At 70.2% G+C, this 22,096-nt stretch carries 17 protein-coding genes; 13 read left to right on the forward strand and 4 right to left on the reverse strand.

The annotated features are described in order from the left end of the window. Nucleotides 1-73: 73 nt before the first annotated feature. From OV208_RS01600 to OV208_RS01640, 9 genes are all read left to right on the forward strand, one after another. Nucleotides 74-784, forward strand: coding sequence for a hypothetical protein (locus OV208_RS01600; protein WP_267572005.1), 711 nt, complete (start codon nt 74-76; stop codon nt 782-784). 305 nt (nt 785-1,089) lie between these two features. Continuing rightward, on the forward strand, nt 1,090-1,332 hold the full coding sequence (locus tag OV208_RS01605; protein ID WP_267572794.1) for a hypothetical protein: 243 nt from the start codon (nt 1,090-1,092) through the stop codon (nt 1,330-1,332). A 35-nt stretch (nt 1,333-1,367) separates the two neighbouring features. Further along, a complete protein-coding gene (locus tag OV208_RS01610; protein ID WP_244238659.1) occupies nt 1,368-1,682 on the forward strand; it encodes a ComEA family DNA-binding protein in 315 nt (104 codons plus the stop codon). Nucleotides 1,683-2,249: 567 nt separating this feature from the next. Beyond that, a complete protein-coding gene (locus tag OV208_RS01615; RefSeq protein WP_267572006.1) occupies nt 2,250-2,618 on the forward strand; it encodes a hypothetical protein in 369 nt (122 codons plus the stop codon). A 491-nt stretch (nt 2,619-3,109) separates the two neighbouring features. Further along, the gene (locus tag OV208_RS01620; RefSeq protein WP_267572007.1) at nt 3,110-3,655 is read left to right on the forward strand and encodes a MarR family winged helix-turn-helix transcriptional regulator; all 546 of its coding nucleotides are present in this window, start codon (nt 3,110-3,112) and stop codon (nt 3,653-3,655) included. Between the two features lie 228 nt (nt 3,656-3,883). Next, a complete protein-coding gene (locus OV208_RS01625; RefSeq protein WP_267572008.1) occupies nt 3,884-7,027 on the forward strand; it encodes a DUF4175 family protein in 3,144 nt (1,047 codons plus the stop codon). After that, nucleotides 7,024-8,817 (forward strand): peptidase MA family metallohydrolase, encoded by a 1,794-nt coding sequence (locus OV208_RS01630; protein ID WP_420714946.1) that lies wholly within the window; start codon nt 7,024-7,026, stop codon nt 8,815-8,817. Before OV208_RS01625 ends, OV208_RS01630 begins: the two co-directional genes overlap by 4 nt. A 379-nt stretch (nt 8,818-9,196) precedes the next feature. Continuing rightward, nucleotides 9,197-9,904, forward strand: coding sequence for a DUF4142 domain-containing protein (locus tag OV208_RS01635; RefSeq protein ID WP_267572009.1), 708 nt, complete (start codon nt 9,197-9,199; stop codon nt 9,902-9,904). Nucleotides 9,905-10,014: 110 nt separating this feature from the next. Beyond that, nucleotides 10,015-10,290, forward strand: coding sequence for a hypothetical protein (locus OV208_RS01640; protein WP_267572010.1), 276 nt, complete (start codon nt 10,015-10,017; stop codon nt 10,288-10,290). A gap of 50 nt (nt 10,291-10,340) precedes the next feature. Here the strand turns inward: OV208_RS01640 and OV208_RS01645 are convergent, their stop codons facing one another. Beyond that, on the reverse strand, nt 10,341-12,371 hold the full coding sequence (locus OV208_RS01645; protein WP_267572011.1) for an alpha/beta hydrolase family protein: 2,031 nt from the start codon (nt 12,369-12,371) through the stop codon (nt 10,341-10,343). 123 nt (nt 12,372-12,494) lie between these two features. Here OV208_RS01645 and OV208_RS01650 point away from each other — a divergent pair, with 123 nt between their 5' ends. Beyond that, on the forward strand, nt 12,495-13,109 hold the full coding sequence (locus OV208_RS01650) for a DsbA family oxidoreductase (protein ID WP_267572012.1): 615 nt from the start codon (nt 12,495-12,497) through the stop codon (nt 13,107-13,109). Between the two features lie 7 nt (nt 13,110-13,116). Here the strand turns inward: OV208_RS01650 and fliB are convergent, their stop codons facing one another. Both fliB and OV208_RS01660 read right to left on the reverse strand, forming a co-directional pair. Beyond that, the gene (gene fliB / locus OV208_RS01655) at nt 13,117-14,409 is read right to left on the reverse strand and encodes a flagellin lysine-N-methylase (protein WP_267572013.1); all 1,293 of its coding nucleotides are present in this window, start codon (nt 14,407-14,409) and stop codon (nt 13,117-13,119) included. 10 nt (nt 14,410-14,419) lie between these two features. After that, the gene (locus OV208_RS01660) at nt 14,420-18,316 is read right to left on the reverse strand and encodes a TIGR02266 family protein (protein ID WP_267572014.1); all 3,897 of its coding nucleotides are present in this window, start codon (nt 18,314-18,316) and stop codon (nt 14,420-14,422) included. A gap of 178 nt (nt 18,317-18,494) precedes the next feature. Here OV208_RS01660 and OV208_RS01665 point away from each other — a divergent pair, with 178 nt between their 5' ends. The 3 genes from OV208_RS01665 (at nt 18,495) to OV208_RS01675 (ending at nt 20,517) form a co-directional block, all read left to right on the forward strand. Next, complete coding sequence (locus OV208_RS01665) at nt 18,495-19,637, forward strand: hypothetical protein (RefSeq protein ID WP_267572015.1); 1,143 nt, start codon at nt 18,495-18,497, stop codon at nt 19,635-19,637. Between the two features lie 123 nt (nt 19,638-19,760). Then, on the forward strand, nt 19,761-20,108 hold the full coding sequence (locus tag OV208_RS01670) for a hypothetical protein (RefSeq protein WP_267572016.1): 348 nt from the start codon (nt 19,761-19,763) through the stop codon (nt 20,106-20,108). Continuing rightward, nucleotides 20,101-20,517, forward strand: coding sequence for a type II toxin-antitoxin system VapC family toxin (locus OV208_RS01675; protein WP_267572017.1), 417 nt, complete (start codon nt 20,101-20,103; stop codon nt 20,515-20,517). Before OV208_RS01670 ends, OV208_RS01675 begins: the two co-directional genes overlap by 8 nt. Nucleotides 20,518-20,592: 75 nt before the next feature. Here the strand turns inward: OV208_RS01675 and OV208_RS01680 are convergent, their stop codons facing one another. Beyond that, entirely contained in the window at nt 20,593-21,987 is a 1,395-nt protein-coding gene (locus tag OV208_RS01680; RefSeq protein ID WP_267572018.1) for a hypothetical protein, read from the reverse strand. Nucleotides 21,988-22,096 lie beyond the last annotated feature (109 nt).

The following is a 22,096-nucleotide window of genomic DNA, read 5'->3' on the forward strand; positions in this document are numbered from 1 at the left end:
GGCCCGGTCGTATCTCGCCAGCCACCACCTCCACCACGTTGACGCCATGGATCGACCTGGAGATGGTTCGCCCATGAGACTCGCAGCGGACGCGGCGATGGTCGGGCTGACCCTGGGCATGGTCACGCTGATGGGCGTGGGTGTCGCGCGCGGCGCGCGACGCAGCGGGCGCGAAGCCTCGTCCGCCATGCGACTGGGGTTGGCGGTCATCTCCGGGCTCATGCTCTGGCTTGGAGCGACGGCCCTGCTCGCATCCACGGGGGTGCTGTCGGACTGGAGCGCGCTCCCGCCACGGTGGCCGCTGCTTCCGCCGAGCGCCATCCTGGCGCTCCTGGTCCTGGGTCAAACGCCTTTCGCCAAGACGCTGCTCGCGAACACCCCGCGTCATTGGCCCATTGCCGCCCAGAGCTTCCGCATCGGCGTCGAGTTCATCATCTTCGCGTGGCACCAGGACGGACGAGCCCCCACCCAGATCACCTTCGAGGGACGCAACTTCGACATCCTCGTCGGACTGACCGCGCCCCTGGTGGCGTGGCTCGTCGCCACGAATCGGGTGACGCCGAAGTTCGCCCTGCGCTGGAACGTGCTGGGCCTCGCGGTCCTCGCGAACACGATCGCCACGGTCGCGACCTCCGCGCCGGGCCCGCTGCACCTCGACTGGCCCGGGGAGCCCTTCACCGCCATCGCGACGTGGCCCGCCATCTGGCTCCCGGCGCTGCTCGCGCCACTCGCCGTGTTCCTGCACGTGGCGTCCATCCGTCAGAACCGCTCCGTGTCCGGATAAGGGGAGCAAAACACCCGCCCCCTGCGCCGACAGCGCATTCGCGGCCCGTAAGCATCCGTCGTGCCTGATGGATCGAAGTCCCAACCCACCAGGTCTCTCACCCGCCAAGACCGCGCCTGGAGCATCCACGCCCATCCTTCCGCGTGGACGCCGCGGGCGTGCGTGCACGGTCCCTCGCGAGTCCCCCCGAGGAGGAAGCCCCTGGCACGCGGACTGCTCAAGCCCCGACACGACCTCAGGCGGTCGAAGCCAGCGAGGTGCCCGGGCCGTGGTGGCGCGGGCGTGAAGGGGAAGGGTTGAAGAAGATGCTGACGGCGGGGAAGCGGTTGGCGGTGTTCTCCATCCGCGAGGGCAAGGGCGGGAGCATCTGGGTGCGCGCCGGCAGCGCGTTCGTGAACAAGGACGGTTCGCTCAACGTGCTGTTGGACGTGCTGCCCCTGGACGGGAAGCTGCACGTGCGCGAGGCGGCGGAGAAGCGCGACACGGCGGCCGGGGGGCGCTTCGCGGGCGAGTCGGCGCTGGAGGCGGGCGTGGAGGGCCACTCGTGAAGTGGGCCTGGGCGTGGGTGTTGGGCTGCGTGCTGATGGGACCGGGGCTGTCCGAAGCCGCCAGTTCCCGCACGCAATACGTGGGGGTGGTGAACCTGAACGAGGCCTCGGCGGCGGAGTTGGACCTGCTGCCGGGCGTGGGAGAGAAGGCGGCGCAGCGCATCCTCGAGCACCGCAAGAAGCGGCCCTTCGGGCGCGTCGAGGAGCTGGTGCGGGTCAAGGGCTTCGGCAAGAAGAAGTTCCTCAAGCTGCGCGCGCACCTGGCGCTCAGCGGCCCCACGACTCTCAAGGTGGAGAAGGTCCCCGTTCCCCCGTCGCCGGGAAGGGAGGGACTCGCCACGAACCCATGACAAACACAACCCTCGGTTGATTCAGGCTCGCGAGGGCCGCCGCTCCCGGGCACCGGCATGCCAGGGGGTGGCGGCCCTCCTTTCGCGACACGAGCTACAGTGTCCACGAGAGCAAGTACGATGTCCTCCCATGCCAAGGCTCCTTGCCGTTCCCATGATGCTAGGGGCGCTGACGATGGTCGCGTGCGCGGTTGGCCCAGGCAGGCGCGGAGGTGACCTCTACCAGGCAGCACCGGTCTCCGGCCCTGTTCTGCCACCCCCCACCGAGGGGCATGTGGCGTCGTTTTGCACGCTGAACCCGGAAGCCTGCCTGGAGCCGCTCCCAGCCCCAGAAGCCGGGGAGGCCGAGACCACGGCGGATCCGTGGAAGTCCTTCGCATGCACCCAGGCGTGTCAGGCGGGAAGTCAGGCCATGGAAACGTTCTGCGCGAAGCTCCCAGGAAGAACGAAGCGACAGCAGAAGCTCAAGGCCCTCTGCTTCGGCTCCTGCTACGCGGGCAAGGCCTCCTGCCTCGTCTTCTGTCGGGCCTATTTTGGTCCTCCCAGGGCCCCATGAGGTCGCGCTCCATGCTCAAGAAGGCTGAGGACTGGCGCCCGAAGTTGAAACGGATCGAGGATCCGATCGCGGAGGATTGCTGGGAGTACACGACACCTTCGGGCCAGCAGCGCACATCAAGACTCATGGTGGGCCGTCCGGTGCACTTCCCCGAGCAACAGCTCTGGTACTGCCCGGTGCTGATCGAAGGGCATACACGCCCCCGGATCCGACCGATCTTTGGCATGGGGCCCGTGGACTCGCTGATGAACGCGATGACCTTCGTCCGCGGGTTCTTCGAGGCGAACTCCGGAGTCCTGCCTGGAGCAAAGCCAGCCCAGCCCGCTCCACGGTCGGTCAGGAAAAAAGCCCCCGCGCGGGCCATGCCACGCCGGAAGTAACGCATGCGCGGGAAGTGAACCCCGGGCCATGGAGGGTGGGCGCTTCGCGGGCGAGGCGGCGCTGGAGGCGGGCGCGGGGGGCCACTCGTGAAGTGGGCCTGGGCAGAAGGTCCCCGTTCCCCCGTCGCCGGGAAGGGAGGGACTCGCCACGAACCCATGACAAACACAACCCTCGGTTGATTCAGGCTCGCGAGGGCCGCCGCTCCCGGGCACCGGCATGCCAGGCGGTGGCGGCCCTCCTTTCGCGCCCTCCCCCTCTGAATCCATCCCCCCTTCGCGCCCTTGGAACCCTCCAGGAAGGCCCGGGATGACACACCCGGACAGCCTGGACGGACGGCCCGCGTCACCGCCGGCAGTCCCCCCCCAGGCGAGCGGCCCCGTCTTGCGGCGGGCAGTGCTTCCGGATTTTGGTGGAACTGGCAAGCCGACGCGCTAGGACACGCGACCATGTCGCCAAGACAGGGAGGCCGTAGGTGAAGGAGGATGCATCCATGAAGGACGCGCAAGCCCCGGAGTCAGAAGGTCCGGACGGCGGTAGGTCCCGGGTGCCACAACTCGGTGAAGTGCTGGAGTTCATGCGCCTGCTCTGGGCCGTGGATCACGGCCTCCAGTCCACCTCCAAGCGGATGGAGTCCACGCTGGGCCTCACGGGTCCGCAGCGGCTCGTCATCCGACTGGTCGGACGCTTCCCGGGCATCACCGCCGGCACGCTCGCGCAGATTCTCCACGTGCACCCCAGCACCCTCACCGGCGTACTCAAGCGCCTGGAGAAGCGGGGCCTGCTGGAGCGCAAGTCGGATCCGCTCGACGGTCGCAAGGCGCTCTTCGCGCTCACCGACTCCGGTCGCGCGCTGGACGTGCCCTCCGAAGGCACCGTGGAGTCCGCGGTGCAGCGCGTGCTTGCTCGCATGCCCCGCGACCGCATCGTCTTCACCCAGGAAGTCCTCACCGCGCTCGCCGAGGAGTTGGGCGGCATTCCGATGAGCGAGGACGGAATCCTCCCGATTCCCAACGGCAACCCCACCGCCGAAGGCTGAAGCCCCCCTGCCCTCCCACCGTCCCAGCGGGCCGGGGAGGGCACGGGTCTCGCCCCGCGTTGCTTCCCGGACCCTGTCCCCGCCCCTCCTTCCTGCGGCGGACAGAGGTCGGTCCCGTCCGACTCCCCTCCGCGGATGCCCGCGCGAAGTCGGCGGGACTGCGTCACAATTGGGAAATAGCCGGCCCCACCCGGGGTTGGCTCGCGACCGACGAGCGGACGAGACAGCGTGAACCTCGAGACACCGCAGAGCCCAGGCCCCGAGCTGCCGCCCCCGCCGCCTCCTCCGGCCCCGCCTCCCCAGGCCCGGCGCGAGGCGCGCTCGCGCGGCGTCGCGGACCTGCTCGCCAGCGTTCGCACCCGTCAGCGCCGCCACCTGTGGATTCAAGGCGTCCTGCTGGGCACCGTCGCCGCCCTCGTGCTCCTCACCGCCACGGGCCTGCTCGGCCGGGTGGCCCCGGGGCTCGCCCAGGCCCTGCTGTGGCTCGCCGTGCCGGTGGGCGCGGCCGTCGCGTGCTTCTTCGGCCTCGTGCTCGCGCGCCGGCAGGTGGGCGACGACCTGCTCACCGCCCGGCTCGTGGGCCAGCGCCGGCCGGAGCTGTCGCTGGACGTGCTCGCGGCGGTGGAGCTGTCCCACGCGCGTCGTGAGGAGGCCGGCTGGTCCCCGCAGCTCGCGGACGCGTTCCTCCAGCAGATGGACGACCGCGCTCGCACGGTGGACCCCCGGCTGGTGGTGGACGGCCAGCCGCTGCGCCGCGTGGCCCTGGCGTCCGGGGGCGCGGTGCTGGCGCTCGCGGTGCTGATGTTCTTCGTGGGCGACCGGTGGACCGCGGGCTGGAAGCACCTGCGCGCGCAGGCCGCGCGTCCGGAGACCGCCGCGCAGGTGGAGCCCATCACCGGCGACATCGAGCTGACGTACCGCTACCCCGCGTACACCGGCCTCGCGCCGCGCACCGTGCCGGGCACCAACGGCGAGGTGAGCACGCCCTCCGGCACCGAGGTCGCGCTCAAGACGCGCTCGGACCGCCCCATCGAGCGCGCGGAGGTCGTCGTCAACGACCAGGTCCTGCCGCTCACCGTGACGGGCGGCCGTGAGCTCACCGGCAGCTTCGTCGCGAAGCAGGGTGGCCACTACCACTTCGTCTTCTACGGCTCGCGCTCCAAGGCGCTCGCGGTGGGCCCGGACATCCCGCTCACCGTGGAGGCGGACAAGGCGCCCCAGGTGACGCTGCTCACGCCCGCCGCCGAGGTGGAGGTCGACCCCGGCCAGACGGTGACGCTCAAGTACGAAGCCCAGGACGACTACGGCCTGTCCGGCCTGTCCCTGGTGTTCCGCATGCCCGGCGCGAAGCAGGAGACGCGCGTGAACCTGCCGCGCGAGGACAGCCGCCGCAGTCGGGGCACGTACACCTGGGACCTGGGCCCGCTCAAGCCCGCCCCCGGCGACCGCATCACCTACTACGTGGAGGCGAAGGACAACGACGCGGTGGAGGGCCCCAAGAAGGGCGTCAGCCGCACGCAGACCCTGCGCGTCTACAGCGCCGCCGAACACCGCCGCGCCGCCCTGGAGAAGGCCGAAGCGCTGTGGGGCCGGCTCGTGGACCACCTGGCGGACCGGCTGGAAGGCCCCGACCGCGCGAAGCAGAAGGACGCGCAGGCGGTGGAGGCCGCGCGCACCGTGGACGCCAGCGGCACGGCGCTCGCGGAGGACTTCCGCATGCAGGGCGCGGAGCTGTCGCGCGAGAAGGACGTGCCCAGGGAGATCGTCTCCGCGCTGGCGAACATCGGAGGGGAGTTGAAGCGCAGCGTGAGCACCACCGCCGACTTCCGCCGCCTGTACCTGCGCACCCAGCGCGCGCGCGGCGAGGACTGGGGCACCGGCACCCGGCTCACCGCCGTGGTGGACGACGAAATCGAGGGCCTGGAGCGCGACATCCTCTACCTGGAGTCATTGCTGGACCGGCAGAAGCTGGAGGCCTTGCAGGAACTGACGAAGCAGTTGGCCAACGACCGCCGCGACCTGTCGCGCCTCATCGAACAGTACAAGGCGAACCCGGACGAGGGCGCGCGCGAGCAGGTGATGCAGCAGATCCAACAGCTCAAGTCGCGCATCCAGGAGCTGATGCAGCGCATGGCCGAGCTGCGCAAGGGCATCCGCGACGAGCACCTCAACGCCGAGGCGCTGTCGGAGATGATGCAGCAGGAGGACATGCAGGGCGCCATGGATGAGGTGGAGCGCCTGATGCAGGAGGGCAAGGCGGACGAGGCCCTGGCGAAGCTCCAGGAGCTGGGCATGCAGATGGACGAGATGCTCGACTCCATGGACAAGTCCCAGGAGGAGTTCGGCGCGGAGCAGTACCCGGAGCTCGCGGAGAAGTTCGGCAAGTTCATGGACGACCTGCAGGGCACCATGGACGAACAGCAGAAGGTCGCCGAACAGACGCGCGCCCTGCGCGATCAGGCCCGCAACCAGAACCGCGACCGGCTCAAGGAGAAGGGCCAGGCCCTCAAGGACGAGCTGGCGCGCAAGGTGAAGCAGGTCCAGGAGAACTACCAGAAGCTGGATCCCGCCCGGCTCAACAGCCGCGCGTCCCGCCCGCTGGAAGAGGCCCAGTCGGAGCTGCGCAACCTGGAGAACGCGCTCAAGGTGGACGACTTCGACCTCGCCGCCGAAGCCGCCGCCCGCGCCGAGGACGCCGCCCGCCAGCTGTCCAGCATGGGCGAACAGCAGCGCCAGTTGGATGAGATGTTCGGCAATCCGCCGGAGGTGCGGCAGCAGTCCGCGCAGCTCGCGGAGCGGTTGAAGAAGGACGCTCGCGACGTGTCGGACGTGAGCCAGCAGCTCCAGTCGCTCTTCCCGCCCCCGGGCTCGCAGTTGTCGCAGGGCGAGAAGCAGCAGCTCCAGCAACTGGGCCAGCGCCAGCAGCAACTGGAGCAGCGCGCGCAGGGCCTGCGTCAGCAGATGGAGGACATGGAGCAGACGGCGCCGCTGTTCGGAGAAGAGGCCGGCCAGCAGATGGACGAAGTGGGCCAGCGCATGGGCGAGGCGTCGCAGCGCATGCAGGGCAAGGACCCCGGCCGAGGCTACGGCGAACAGCAGGCCGCGATGGAGGGCCTCAAGCGCTTCCAGCAGCAGATGCAGCAGAGCCAGCAGGGCCGCAAGGGGGGCAGGGGCCTGCCCATGCCCATGGGCTCCGGACGCCGCCAGGAAGGCAACGGCCGCAACCCGCAGGACAAGGTGGAGCTGCCGGACGAGGACGCGTTCCAGGCGCCGCGCGAGTTCCGCAAGGACCTGCTGGACGCGATGAAGCAGGGCGCGCCGGAGAAGTACCGCGAGCAGGTGAAGCGCTACTACGAGGAGCTGGTGAAGTGAGGAGCCACCGCACGCACGCGGGAGTCCTGGGCCTTTGCGCCCTGCTCCTCGCCGTCCCTGTAACTTTCGCGCAGCCGCCCGACGCCTCCCTCAAGGAAGAGGTGAAGCAGCGGCTGGGCAAGGTGGAGCAGTCGCTGGACGACTGGGACGTGGGAGGCGCCCGGCGCGAGCTGGCCGAAGTGGAGAAGCGCGTCCCCTCCGAACTGGAGCCCCTGAAGTACTTCCAGGGCCGCGTGTCCTTCGAGGAAGGCCAGTACGAGGACGCGGTGACGCTGCTGGAGGGCGCGAACATCGAGGACAAGCCGGGCAGCTACCTGCGGCTGGCCAAGGACACGCGCGCCATCACCAAGGACCACCTGCGCGCGGAGAGCGACCACTTCATCTTCTTCTACCCGAAGGGGAAGGACGAGGTGCTGGTCCCCTACGCGCTGGAGACGCTGGAGGCCATCCACCGCGCGCTCACGGAGGACCTGGGCTGGACGCCGCCGGGCAAGGTGCGCGTGGAGGTGGTGAACAACGCGCGCGAGCTGTCCAAGGTGAGCACCCTCACCGAGAAGCAGATCCGCACCACCGGCACCATCGCCATCTGCAAGTTCAACAAGCTGATGGTGACGAGCCCCAAGGCCGTGGCGCAGGGCTACGACTGGCAGGACACGCTGGCGCACGAGTACGTGCACCTGGTGGTCAGCCAGATGAGCCACAACACCGTGCCCATCTGGCTGCACGAAGGCATCGCCAAGTTCATGGAGTCGCGCTGGCGCGGCAAGGGCGGCCTGGCCATGACGCCCTCCACGCAGGCCCTGCTGGGCAAGCGCGTGAAGGAGGACAAGCTCATCCCCTTCGACAAGATGCACCCCTCCATCGCCATGCTGCCCACGGCGGAGGACGCGGCCACCGCGTTCGCGGAGGTGTTCTACGCCATCGACTACATCCACGGCACCAAGGGCACGCAGGGGCTGCGCACGGTGCTCCAGGAGCTGAAGGCCGGGCAGTCCGACAAGAAGGCGGTGGAGGCGGCGACGGGCATGCCCTTCCCCCTCTTCGAGAAGACCTGGCTGTCCTATGTGAAGAAGCAGCCCTTCCCCCAGGAGCTGGTGCCGCGCGACGACCGCGTGGTGCTCAAGGAGGACGCCAAGGGCGAGAAGAAGGACGGCGAGAAGAAGGGGCGTGAAATCTCCTTCGGCGACTTCGCGGAGGTCACCGAAGTGCCCGCGCGCAAGTTCGCGCACCTGGGGGAGCTCTTGCGCGAGCGCAACCGCGTGAAGGCCGCCGCGGAGGAGTACGCGCGGGCGCACAAGCTGGTGGGCGACAAGTACGAGTCGGTGTCCAACAAGTTCGCGCTCGCGCTCTTGGAGCTGCGCCGGCTGGACGAAGCGGAGTCGGTGCTGCGCGGCTCGCTGCGCATGCACCCGGGCTCGCCCTCCACCAACGTGCACCTGGGCCGCATCCTGCTGTTCCGCAAGGACTACCCGAAGGCGAAGACGGCGTACCTGGAGGCGCTGGCCTCCGACCCGTTCGACCCGGAGATCCACCTGGCCCTCACCCGCATCCACGGGGCGCTGGGAGAGACGGCGCTCGCCACGCGCACGCGGGTGGCCGCATCCAGCCTCACCGGCCTCAAGCCCGACGACGTGGACCGCGCCGCCCAGGCGTTCTTGCGCGCCGAAGGTGAGCTGTCGGAGACGAACGTCCCCGCGAGCTCGCCGGATGCGCCGAAGCCGGCCTCCACGCCCGCGAAGCCCGCGCCCGCGCCGAAGCCCGCGCCGGAGCCTTCAAGGCCCGCGAAGTAGCCACCCCGCCGGGCAGCCAGCCTGGCGGGGCACCGCGCCCATCCCAGCCCCGTCCCTCCGGGATGCCCACGTTTCCGGGCACGAGGAGAACGGGATGGCGTTCCCATGCAGCGTCTTCGAACAAGGCCCGCCCTGAGGAAGGCGCGGGCCTCCGTGCGTTCCGTGCAGCACTGAACGCCTCCCCCCGGGCCCGCGGGACAGGTGGGGTGTCCACTGCCGCACCCGACCGCTCACGCAACGTGCGGTGGCGCACGTCCGTCCTCCCACCCACTGGGTCCCCTGTCGCGCCCTGCTCCAACGTGCGCCGCGCGACCCGGGTGTCCCGGATCCACTGATTCGTCCCGCCTCGCGTTGCGAGGCCCACTCAAGGAGCAACACCATGAAGCGCACCCTGCACGGCATCACCCTGGCCGCGGTCCTCTTCACCGGCGGCGTCTCACTGGCCCAGAGCGCCACGTCTCCCAGCACCATGCCCGCGACGAAGCCCATGGCCGCCAAGGGCACCATGCTCGAATACAAGGGCTTCATGGCGCCCTCGGACGAGAAGGCCTTCCTGGAGCGCATCCACCACATAAACCAGACGGAGATCCTCCAGGCGCAACTGGCCCAGAAGAATTCGCAGAACCCGGACGTGAAGGGCTACGCGGACAACATGCTCAAGATGCACACGGACGCCGACCAGAAGCTCATGACCTACGCCACGGGCAAGAAGCTGAAGCTCGCGGAGCCGAAGCCCATGGACGAGATGGAGCGCAAGGTGATGGCGGCGAACAAGGCCGACACGGCGAAGCTCGAAGTTCTCAAGGGCGCGCCGTTCGACTCCTGTTACATGGCCGGCCAGGTGTCGGCGCATGACATGGCCATCGGCAAGGTGATGGCCGCGCAGCAGGGCATGGGCGCCACGGGCGAGATGGCCACCATGCTCACCAACCTCACCCAGGAATTGCCCAAGCACCGCGACATGGCCTACCAGGTGCTCGGCAAGCTGAGCAGCGCCATGGGCGTGGGTGGATCCGGCGGCGCCATGCAGGGCGGCACCATGGACCACGGCTCCATGAACCACGGCGACACCACGAAGACGAAGTAGTCGGCCGTTCCGCCATTTTTCCGTGCTCACTTCACTGACTCTGTCGGTGAAGCACAGTGCCTCCCGAAGCGCATTCCGGGAGGCACCGCTTCCATGCATAGTCCCGCGCCATGTCACGACTGATTGCCCTGACCTCCTGCCTCGCCGTTCTTCTCGTCGGTTGCTCCAACGACATCGACGCCGTCTGCGACATGCGCAAGCAGTGCATCGACGCCGACCTGGACACCGGCAAGTGCGCCGACAAGATCAGCGCCTGGGAAGAGGAGCGGGAGAGCGAGAAGGAGAACCGGCAGGCCCGCACCACGGAGTGCTCGCAGTGCGTGGTGGACCGCACCTGCGCGGAGGTCGTCGCCAGTTGCATCGACGACTGCTTCGGCATCCCCTGAGGCCCTGAAGCTCGGAGGCCCGGAGACCGCAGGGGACGCCTGAGCGCGCGCTACTTGCGCGTCCAGCGGTCCAACCAGCCCAGCACCTCGTCGTGCCACTGCATGCTGTTCTGGGGCTTGAGCACCCAGTGGTTCTCGTCCGGGAAGTAGACGAAGCGGGACGGGATGCCTCGGCGCTGGAGGACGGTGAAGGTGGACATGCCCTGCGTGTCCACCACGCGGTAGTCCTTGCCGCCGTGGATGACGAGCATGGGCGTCTTCCACTTCGCCACGTGGTCCACCGGGTTGTGCTTCGCGTAGGACTGCGGGTTCTCCCACGGCGTGCCTTCGTGGTCCCACTCCGGGAACCAGAGCTCCTCCGTGTCGAAGTAGGCCATGCGCTCGTCCAGGTTGCCGTCGTGGTTCACGAGGCACTGGAAGCCGTCCGGCCAGTTGCCGGCGATCCAGTTGACCATGTACCCGCCGTAGCTGCCGCCCAGCGCGCACCGCTTCTGCTTGTGGATGAAGGGGTACTTCTGGAGCGCGGCGTCCAGGCCCTTCTGCAGGTCCACCAGCGGCTTGCCGCCCCAGTCCCCGCGAATCGAATCCGTGAAGGCCTGGCCGTAGCCGCTGGAGCCATGGAAGTCGACCATCACCGACACGTAGCCCCGGCTCGCGTACACCTGCGGGTTCCATCGGTAGTGGAAGTGGTTGCCGAAGCTGCCCTGCGGTCCGCCGTGGATGAGGAAGGCGAGCGGGTACTGGCGCTTGGGGTCGAAGTCGATGGGCTTCACCACGAAGGCGCGCACCGTCTCGTCGTTCCAGCCCTTGAACTCGAACTGTTCGAAGGCGCCGAACTTGAGGCCCGCGAGCGCTTCCTTGTTCACCTGCGTGAGCTGCCGCGCGCTGGTGCCGTCCGCCTTCGCCGCGTACAGGTCCGCGGGCGAATCCAGGTCATCCATCACGTAGACAATCTGACCGTCCGCCGCGGGCTGGGCGCCGTCCGCGCTGCCCGCCTGCGTAAGGCGGCGCGCCTTGCCGGTGGCCACGTCCAGCGCGTACGCGGGGTGCTGCCCCACGTCGCCGGTGGTGGTGTAGAGCGTGGCGCCGTCCGCGCTCCACGCGAGCGAGCCGACGGAGAAGTCCCAGTCCTGGGTGAGCACGCGCTCCTGGCCGCTCGGCCACTGCCGCAGGATGACGCGGAAGCGGTCCGCCTCGTAGCCGGGGCGTGACATGGCCGCGTACGCGAGCGTCTTGCCGTCCGGGCTGAACACGGGGCTCGTGTCGGTGGCGCGGTTCTTCTCGGTGAGCTTGCGCGGCTTCGACTTGCCGTCGATGGGCGACAGGAACAGGTCCAGGTCGGTGGACCACGCCTCGGTGCGGCCCGCGTCGCGCGCGGCGAAGACCAGGCCCTTGCCGTCCGGCGTGAAGGTGAACTCCTCCGCGCCGCCAAAGGGCTTGCTCGGCCCGTCCGCGTCCATGCCCTTCATCACGTCCACGGGCGTGCCGCCGGCCACGGGGAGGACGAACAGGTGCGAGCGCGTGCCGTCCTTCCACGCGTCCCAGTGGCGGAAGAAGAGCTGATCATACGCGCGGCCGGTGTTCTTCTTCTTCTGCGCGGCCGCGACGCGCTGGGTGTTGCAGTCGAGCGTGGGGCAGTCGGGGAACACCTCCAGCGCCACGGCGAGCTGCTGGCCGTCGCGGGACAGCGCGAAGCTGTTCACGTCGAGTGACAGATTCGTCACGGGCAGGGGCTCACCGCCGTCCACGGGCAGGCGCCACACCTGGGAGGAGCCGCCGCGCGAGGACAGGAAGAAGAGGCTCTTGCCGTCGGGGGCCCACACCGGCTCACCGTCGTTGTCCGGGTGGGCGGTGAGCTGGCGCAGGTTGGTGCCGTCCAGGTTGACGAGCCACAGGTCGGTGCGACCGCGGTTCGCCTCCAGGTCGGTGGAGCGCAGGACGAAGGCAATCTGACGGCCGTCGGGGGACACGCGCGGGGCGCTGAGCCGGCGCAGCGTGACCAGGTCCTGCTGATTGAACGGCCGGGGGGCGGGCGCCGGGGATGCGCCGAGAGCCAGGGCCGCGAGAAGCGACAGGGGCAAGGAGGGTCCTCCTGGGGAAAAGGAAACCGGACCGTGCCTCCAGTGGGGGGCGCTGTCCACCCACGAAGGGTGGGATGTGCAGGTCGTATGGCTGGCGCGATGCGGCGATGTTAGGGGAGGGCCATGTCCACGCCCGTCGTCATCCATGTCTGGTCCGACTTCGTCTGCCCCTGGTGCTACGTCGGCCTCGCCGAGGTCGAGAAGCTCAAGCAGCACTACGACATCCAGGTGGAGTGGCACCCCTACTTCCTGCGACCGGAGACGCCGCCGGAGGGGTTGCCGCTGCCGGAGTACGTGCGCGAGGGCATGAAGGACCCCAACAACCCGCTCAAGGTGCGCGCGGCCCGGGAGGGGCTGAAGATGGTGCACCGCGACATCATCCCGTCCACGCGCCGGGCGCACGAGGCGACGGAGTACGCGAAGTCAGAGGGCAAGCTGGCCACGTTCCATGCGGCTGTGCTGCGCCGGTACTGGAGCGAGGGGCAGGACCTCTGGCAGTGGGACACGCTGCGGGGCGCGGGCGTGGATGCGGGGTTGGATCCGGACGCGTTGCAGCACGCCGTGGAGACGGGCCGCTACCGGGCGGTGGTGGAGGCGTCGGTGCGCGAGGCCCAGGAGATGGGCATCCGCGCGGTGCCCACGTTCATCCTGGGGGAGAAGCTGGCCATCCAGGGCGCGCAGGAGTACCCGGCGTTCCAGCGGGCCATGGAACAGCTGGGCGCGAAGCCCCGCGGCTGACGCGGCGCTACAGGCCCTTCACCAGGATGAGCAGCCGCGCGAAGGTCTCCGGGCCCTCGCCGGCCAGGCCCTGCGCGAAGTCCAGGAACTGGGGCGCCTGTTCGACGTGCTTGGCGACGAGTTGGAAGGACTCGACGGCGGCGGCGTCCAGGGTGGCGACCGGCGCGCCGGGGGTGTCCAGCAGCGCCACCACGGCGGGGTGCCCGAGCAGGCCGTAGCGCACCACGGAGGCGCGCAGCACGAGGAGGAACACAGCGTTCAGGAGGCTTGAGGCTTCCGTGAACGGGTGACGCAGGACGTGGTTGAGCGCGTGGTTCAGGAAGTACTGGTGCACGCGCTCCCCGTGCAGGGACATCAGGGCTTCGCGGCGGGTGACGTGGAGTCGCCACGCGTCGTCCGGGGTCGTGTCCGCGCCACCGTAGGACTCGCGCACGCCGCGCACGAGGGACAGGTAGCGCTGGCTGCCAACGTGGGCCTCGCGCGAGCGGAGCACGGCGGCGCAGATGCCGGCCCACGGGCCTCCGGGCAGCTCCAGCGCTTCGAGCTGATCGCGCAGGACGTGCAGCGCTTCGGGGGTGTCGTACGTGCGCAGGATGCTCGCGAGCCGGGCTTCGGTGGTGGGAGCATTCTCGGCGTCGGCGTTTGACTCCGTCTGTGCATCCGTGAACGCCGCGGTGCCCGGGAAGTAGAAGTCGCCCAGGTCCAGCGCCATGCGTCCCAGCGCGTACAAGCGCACGGCGAAGGGCACGTCGCGCCGCGCGAGCAGCCGCAGCATCGCTTCGCGCACGACGTCCGCGTGGGCCGTCCAGGCGTCGTCACCGGAGGCCACCTGGCGCGCCATCTGGGGACGCAGGGCCTGCGCTTCGGGCACGGGTTCACGCACCAGCGCGTCATCCGCCAGCAGGCACAGGCGCGCCGTCTCCGGACACGCGAGCGACCCGGCCATCTCCACCTGCGCGCCCCAGCGCGTCAGCACGCGCGGGAACACGGAGCAGCCATCCGGCAGCACCGCTTCGCCGTACCTGCTCTGGAGCGAGCACAGCTTCGTCTCATCCAGGAAGGCGCAGTGTCCGTCCGCGCGCTTGCCCAGGATGCCCGCCTGCTGGCCGGTGGCGCCGTCCGGGTTGGGCGTGATGAGCGCCGCGACCCGCGCCTCGTCCGGACCGCCCGCGACCTTCTGGCGCAGCAGGCTCCAGCGGGACTCGCTGATGGGCACCGTCAGCCCCGCGCAGCAGGTGTCCTCGCACGCCTCCGCGATGCAACGGAAGCGCGCCATGTAGCGGGGAGCGGAGGCGGTCATGGCCCGGAGTCTACTTGCGACCCAGGGCCTTCTTCACGAACCCCCAGAAGCGGCCCGCGCGATCCTTGAGGTCGGCACCCCGGCGCTCCTCGGCGGCGCTGACCGCTTCCTTGCTCACCTGGAGCTGCTTCTGGAGTTCCTCTGGCGAGTAGCGCGTGGCGAGCGTCGCCTTCACTTCCTTGCGCGACGAGTACTCGCGCGCCTCCACGTGCAGCACGCATTCCGAGTCCAGCTTGAGCGTGACGGCCACGCGCACGGAGCCCTTGGGGCCCTTCGGCAGTCCCTCCACGCGCACGGTGCCCAGGTACTCGTTGGCGGAGATGTGGTTGTCCTCGCCCTGGAAGATGGACAGCTCCATCCGCTCTTCGTTGTCCTGCGACGTGCTGATGGCGAACGAGCGCTGCGAGGGCAACGGGCTGTTGCGCTCGATGACGCGCTTGAAGCCGCCACCGGGCATGGCCACGCCGATGGTCATGGGCAGCACGTCGATGAGCACCACGCTGCTCACCTTGTCCACCGAACCGGAGTACAGCGCCGCGCCCAGCGCCACCGCTTCGTCCGCGTTGACGCTCGCCTGGGCGTTCTTGCCGAAGAGGCCCTTCAACTTCTCGCGCACCAGCGGCATGCGGCTCATGCCACCCACGAGGATGATGTCGTCCACGTCGGCGGCGCGCAGCTTCGAGTCCAGGAGCACGTCGCGCACCACGTCGATGGTGCGATTGAGCAGCGGGTCGCAGATCTTCTCCAGGTCCTGCCGCGACATCATCACGCGCAGGTCCCGGGGCTTGCCCGAGTCGTCCATCATCAACATGGGGATGTGGACCTCGAAGGTGCTGCGCTCGGACAGGCCCATCTTGGCGCGCTCGGCGGCGTCGCCCACGCGCGACAGGGCGATGCCGTCCCCGTTGAACGCGATGCCTTCCTTCTCCTGGAAGCGCTCCAGGAGGAAGTCGACGATGAGGTTGTCGAAGTCGATACCGCCCAGGAAGATGTCGCCGCCGGTGCCCAGCACCTCGAAGACGTTCTTCTCGATGCGCAGGATGGTCGCGTCGAAGGTGCCGCCGCCCAGGTCGTAGACGAGCACCTTCTTGTTGAGCTCGCGGTTGAGGCCGTATGCGAGCGCCGCGGACGTGGGCTCGTTGAGGATGCGCTCCACCTTGAGGCCCGCCATGGTGCCGGACTTGCGGACCGCCTCACGCTGGGGCTCGGAGTAGTAGGCCGGCACCGTTACCACGGCGCGTTCCACCTTCTGGTTGAGGTGGGTTTCAGCCATCTCCTTGCACTCGCGCAGGATGATGCCCTGCACCTCTTCCAGCGACAGCACGTCGTTGCCCAGGCGCACAGCGGCGCGGCCGGCGGCGTCGGGGGTGATTTCGTAGTGGAAGCGTTCGCGAACCTGCTTCACCACGGCGCTGTCGTAGGGACGGCCCACGAGGCGCTTGGCGCCGTAGATGGTGTGCGCGGGCCGCAGCACCAACTGGTTCTTCGCGCGGTGGCTGACGAGCAGCTTGTTCTGCGCGCTCAGCGAGATGACGGAAGGGATGGTGTTGTAGCCCTCGCGCGAGCGCAGCACGATGGGCCGACCGTTGGACAGCAGCGCCACGCAGGAGTTGGTGGTGCCCAGGTCGATGCCGATGACCGGCCCTGTGCCCGCCAGCGTCTGCGGCGGCGTGAGGTAGATGGGGCGCACCTGACCATTGGCATCCAGGGCCGGCGGAGGCGCGGGAGCGGTCGGCACGGCAGCGGGCGCCAGCATCGCGGGGGCGCTCGGAGCGACGGGGGCCGGAGGGGCCTGACGCACCGAGGGAGGAAGCACGTCGGGTCGCGCCTGCGGAGGCGGGGCGACGGGCCGCGCGGGGGAACGACCGACCGAGGACGTGGGCTCGCGCGCCAGCTCCAGCGGGCCTTCGTCCATGGAGAAGTCGAAGTCGAACTCGGTGCTGCCTCCGGAGCCCTTCGTGGGCGCGGGTGGAGTCAGGGGCTGGATGGGCGGCGCGATGGAACGGCCCGTCGCGGACGCGGGCTCACGCGACAGCTCCGGTGCGCCTGGACGACCGGCGGCGGAGCCAGGCTCACGTCCCAGTCCCGGCGCGGCGGTGCGACCGGCGGCGGAGCCAGGCTCACGCCCCAGTCCCGGCGCGGGGGCGCGACCAGCGGCGGAGCCGGGCTCACGTCCCAGTCCCGGCGCGGGGGCGCGACCGGCGACGGAGCCGGGCTCACGCCCCAGTCCCGGCGCCGCACGTCCCGCGATGGATCCGGGTTCGCGAGACAGCTCTGGCGCACCGGGACGACCCGCGACGGAGCCGGGCTCGCGACCCAGTCCCGGCACAGCCGGGCGCGCCGTGGAGGACACCGGCTCACGTGACAGACCCGGGGCGGCAGGACGTCCACCGAAGGACCCGGGCTCAAGAGACATCTCCGGAGCCACCGGGCGTCCAGCAGCGGAGCCGGGCTCACGCCCCAGCCCCGGAGCGCCAGGACGGCCGGCCGAAGACGCGGGCTCGCGCCCCAGCCCCGGCGCACCAGGACGGCCGGCCGAAGACGCGGGCTCGCGCCCCAGTCCCGGCGCACCAGGACGGCCCGTCGAAGACACGGGCTCGCGCCCCAGTCCCGGCGCGGCGGTGCGAGCGGTCGAGGACACGGGCTCACGCGACAGTCCCGGCGCACCAGGACGACCCGTCGAAGACACGGGCTCACGTGACAGCCCCGGCGCACCGGCACGTCCTGCGGAAGAACCAAGCTCACGCGACAGACCTGGAGCCGCGCGTCCGGGCGAGGACGCGGGCTCACGCGACAGCGGCATGGGCCGGTGACGTCCGGGCGAGGACGCGGGCTCTCGCGCCAGCTCCAGCGGGCCGTCGTCCATGGACATGTCCAGTTCGAACTCGGTGCTGCCACCGGACGTCTGGAGCGGAGCCACGGGCGGCGGCGCGGGCCTCACCGCGGGCGGCGGTGCGACGGGCTGGACCGGCGCGACACGGGGCGGCGCGGGCTCGAAGGCATCGGACATGTCCAGCTCGAACCCACCGGCATCACCGGAGGCCGGGGACGATCCGTCATCCTCCACCGAGAAGCCCATGTCGATGGGCGCTTCATCGAGCGGCTCGCCCATCGCGATGGGCGCATCCCCCATCGGAACCTCGAACTCGAAATCGAGTCCGGGCAAAGGCTCATCACCGTCCGCCAGCACGCCCTGCACGGTGGGCGGAGGCGTGCCCGCGATGAGCTCATCCAGCGGGATGTCCACGTCGTTGGACATGTCCGCCAGGGGCAGGCTGTCCTCGTCCTCGGGAGACCCCAGCGAGAACGGCTCGTCCGGAGACCCGAAGTTGAACGGCTCATCCTCCGGAGGCGGAGCGCTCGCGGGCGACTCGATGTCGTCGAAGAGCGAATCGAGCGCGACCCCGCCCGGGGCCTGAGGCGCGGGACGCGACGGCGCGGCGACGGGGGGCACGACCGCGGCGGGGCGCTGCGGCGGCGCGGCGACAGGACGCGGCAGGGCGGCGGCCACGGGCGCGACGATGGGCGCGATGGACGGCAGGCCCCCCACGGGAGCCACTGGCCCAGCACCGCCCGGCTTGCGCTGGAGCATCAGCTCCACGAGCGCGCGGCTCGCCGTGTCCAGCTCCAGGAACTGCAACCCCATGCCCGGAGGACCGGCGGGGTCGTTCACCTCGCGCACCCAGCGCACGTTGGCGCTGCCCTGGAGCACGCGCACACCGTTGGCGATCTGCACCTCGAAACGCACGGGCGTGCCCACCGGCTGCGGCGTGCGCGAGCGGATGAACATGCCGCCCGGGCTGAGGTTGGTGGCGAACTCCTCGGTGAAGCTCCCCACGGACTCATGCTTGAGCTTCACCAACAGACCGACCGACTTGCGGTCCGTGGTACGCCGACCTTGATCCATGGGTCGGCACTGTCGCGGCCCGGGGCCTTTCCCTCAAGGGGGTTCTGGCCTCTCGGTCGGCCGTCCATCATCCCTCCGGGAGCCCAGGTGCGCTTACGACTTACCTGTATGTCCCGACTATCCTGGGACTTCGTTTCCTGAACGAGGAAGTCCGGGCCCACCGGACGGGAGTCCCCCGATGCAAGCGGTTCCCCAGTTCGCTCCGGTTCCCCTGCATGCGCGGTGGTTGGTGGACCGACGACACGACCTGCTCTCCACGGTGGGAGGCCTGGGCGCCAGCCTGGCGCTGATGGCGTTGCATGTGTTCGGAGGCGTGAGCGGGCCGCCGCTGTGGTGGGCGTGGGTACTGCTGCTGGACGGACCGCACCTGTTCGCGACGGTCTCGCGCACGTACCTGGACTCGCGCGAGCGGAAGGTGCGGGCGCGGCTCTTGTGGGGCAGCCTGGGTTGGTTCGCGGCGGGGCCGGCGGTGTTCGGGGGCTCGGTGCTGCTGGGGCAGCGCTGGCCGTTCGCGGTGTTCGTGACGCTGGCGGCGCTCTGGGCGTACTGGCACGTGGTGCGGCAGCACTACGGCATCATGGTGCTCTACCAGCGCAAGGCCGGTGAGAAGGACGCGTGGGACCGGCGGTTGGACAGCCTGACGTTGTACGTCGGGTTGCTCGCGCCGTTCGTGGCCTTCGCGCTGACGCACCCGGGAGCGCGGCGGCGGCTGGGCCTGCCAGCGGAGCCGACCTGGGAGATCGCGGCAGCGCACGCGTGCTTCGCGCTGGTGCTCACGGTGGTGGGGGTGCTCGCGGCAAGGCAGGTGTGGCGCTGGCGCACGGGGCGAGGCGTGAACGGGCCGAAGCTGTTGATGCTGGGCGCGGCGCTGGGGCTGACGTCGCTGGTGTTCTGGCCGTCGGTGTCGCGGCGGATGGACTTCCTGATGTTCACCGTGGCGGTGACGGCGTTCCACAACGTGCAGTACCACGGCATCGTCTGGTTCTTTCACCGCAACCGCTACCACTCGGACGGAGTGGACCGCGCGGCGTTCGGCTGGGCGCCGAGGGTGAGCCAGCGGTTCATCATCTACGCGCTGTGCGGCATCGCGTTCACGGTGGCGTACCGGGCGCTGGGCTGCGGCATGGGCGTGCATCCGGGCTGCGGCGCGTTCGACACGAAGGTGGCGCTGGGCGGTTCAGGGCTCACGCTGCGCGACTTCATGGAAGGGTTCATCTGGGGCTTCGCGCTGCACCACTACTTCCTGGACCAGTACATCTGGCGCGTGCGCAGGGACGCGGGGCTGAACCAGGACCTCAAGCTGGGGACGGCGCCGGCCTGACACCCGGGCCGCGTGGTGTGTCGGACCTGTCCATATTATCTGTACAACATGGCCAGCAACCACCGGAAGCGCCCCGCGCCCCGCCCCGCGAGTGCAAGACACGCGGCCCCCTCAAAGAGGGCCTTGCCGCCGGCCGTTCCGGTGGGCGCGTTGGATGTGACGCTGCCCATCCAGCGCATTCCGCTCAGCGAGGCGCGCAGTCAGCTCAGCGCGCTCGTGCAGCGAGCCGCCTCACAGCGGGCCCTGACCGCCATCACCGTGCACGATGAATTGAAGGCGTACCTCATCGCGCCCGCGCGGCTGGAGGCCCTGCTGGAAGCGGAGCGCCAGTCGCGTCCCTCGCGAAAGCGGAAGCCGAAGCTGCGGGGCTCGCTGCGCATCGTGGGCGACCTCGAAGCGCCGGGTGAGAGCCCCAGCGAACAGCTTCAGCGCTCGGCACTGGCCTCGGCGGAGGCGGTGGACCTTGAGTGAGGGCTACGTGCTCGACACGAACGCCCTGCTCTTCTACGCGGGCGACCAGCTCCAGAAACTCGGGCCGAAGGCGAAGCGCGCGTTCACGGCCTTCGAGCAGGGACGTGGCTACCTCGTGGTGCCCGCGCCGGTCGTGCTGGAGACGTGGCTGCTCGCGCAGGGCGGCAGGTTGCGATTCCCCACCACGCTGGATGCATGGTGGGCGGACATCGCCCGTCCGGAACTGGTCCACGAGCCCATGAGCGAAGCGGATGTCCGGGAGGCGGCCCGGCTCGACTGGGAGCACCGGGACCACTTCGATCGGCTCATCGTGGCGACGGCCCGCCGACTGGCGCTACCGCTGCTCACGCGCGACAGCGCCATCACCGACTGGGCCCAGAACACCGGAGGCATCGAGGTCGCGTGGTGACGCGGTCCCGATGCCCCTCGGATTCACGCAGTCTCAAGCGCGGGCACAACACCCTTCCCGCGCCACCGCTTCAATTCACGGCGTCACGAGCCGCAGGAACGCATCCTGGTTCCACGCAGCACCCGCGCCATCGCGCTGCCAGCCCGACACCACCAGCCCCGCGTCCGGCAGCGCGACCAGCGTCGTCGTCGCCAGCGAGCACATCCCGCTGGTGCAAGCCTCCGGCGCCAGCGTGTTCGACCCCAAGAGCGCCCCGTCCGCCGCGTAGCGCGTCAGCGTGTTGCCGCACGCCACCGCCACCGGACCCGTGGACTCCACCGCGGCCACCGTGCCCACCGACGCCGAACCACACGTGGGCTGCTTCGCCCACTGCTCCTGGCCGTCCGCCGTCGCGGTGAGCACGAACGGCCCACCCTCATCCAGCGTCGCCCCGTTCCACACCAGCAGGCCCACCGCTTCGCCCGCCACCGCCACGGTGCCATTGGCGCCCACGGACACCGAACCCACGCGGCCGTTCACCCCCGGCACCTCGCGGCCCCACGCCAGCGCCCCGTTCGCGTCGAACGCGAGCACCACGAAGCCGCCCGTACCCGCCGCGTCGAACGTGCGCCCATCCAGCGTCACCGGGCCCACCAGTCTGCCGGCGACCACCGACGTGCCCGTGGCCGACAGCGCCACCGCCGACAGCAGCGTGCCGTCCGCCGCGCCATCGAACGTCCGCGTCCAGAGCGCCGCACCGTCCGCCGCGTAGCGCACCAGTCGCGGCGTGTGGGCCTGCGTCGTCCACTCCTCGCCCAGGGCCACCACGCCACCGGCCGCGTCCGCCGCCAGCGCGTACACCTTCTGGCCCACGCGGCGCTGCCACTCGGGCGCGCCGTCCGCGGAGAACTTCACCAGGAAGCCATCCTGCGCCTCGCCCAGCCCGAAGTCCGCCGAGTACAGGAACGCGTTGCCGGACAGGAACACCGCGCCGTCCGCGCCCGTGGAGCCCGCCACGCGAAGGTCCGACAGGCGGTTGCGCTCGAACTCCTTCGCCCACGCCTGCGTCCCGTCCGCCGCGTAGCGCGACAGGGTCAGCACCAGCCGCTCACCGTCCACCGAGTCCCGGTCCTCATCCGAGCGCGGCGTGCCAGACGTCACCCACAGCACGTCCCCGCCCCGTCCCACCGCCAGCCCGGAGCCCGTGTCGTCCTGCGGACCGCCCAGGGTCTCCGACCAGGGGCTCACCGCCGGGGCCGCCGGGGTGGGGACTTCCGCCGTGGGAGCCTCCGTCGGGGCCTGCGTACCAGGCGAGGGGGCAGCCGCTTCGGGGGCCGGAGCAGGAACGGGGCCCTGGGCCTCCGTCCGGGCGTCCACATCGGCAGGCTCCCCGACCGTCCCCTCGCCTCCACAGGCGGCCGAGCCCAGTCCCAGCAGCCCCGCGCCCAGAAGTGCCCACCCGCCCCAGATGACCTGTCGTGCTGAACGCATGCCGTGCTCCCATGCCTGCCCTGCCCGAATGCAGGCGCCTTGGGAACGTAAGCAGTGTGTCCACGAAGCGGCATTCCCCCCTCCCAAGGGGACTTGAAACAGGCCGGGG

The organism is Corallococcus sp. bb12-1 (assembly GCF_026626765.1).
Lineage (GTDB): Bacteria > Myxococcota > Myxococcia > Myxococcales > Myxococcaceae > Corallococcus > Corallococcus terminator.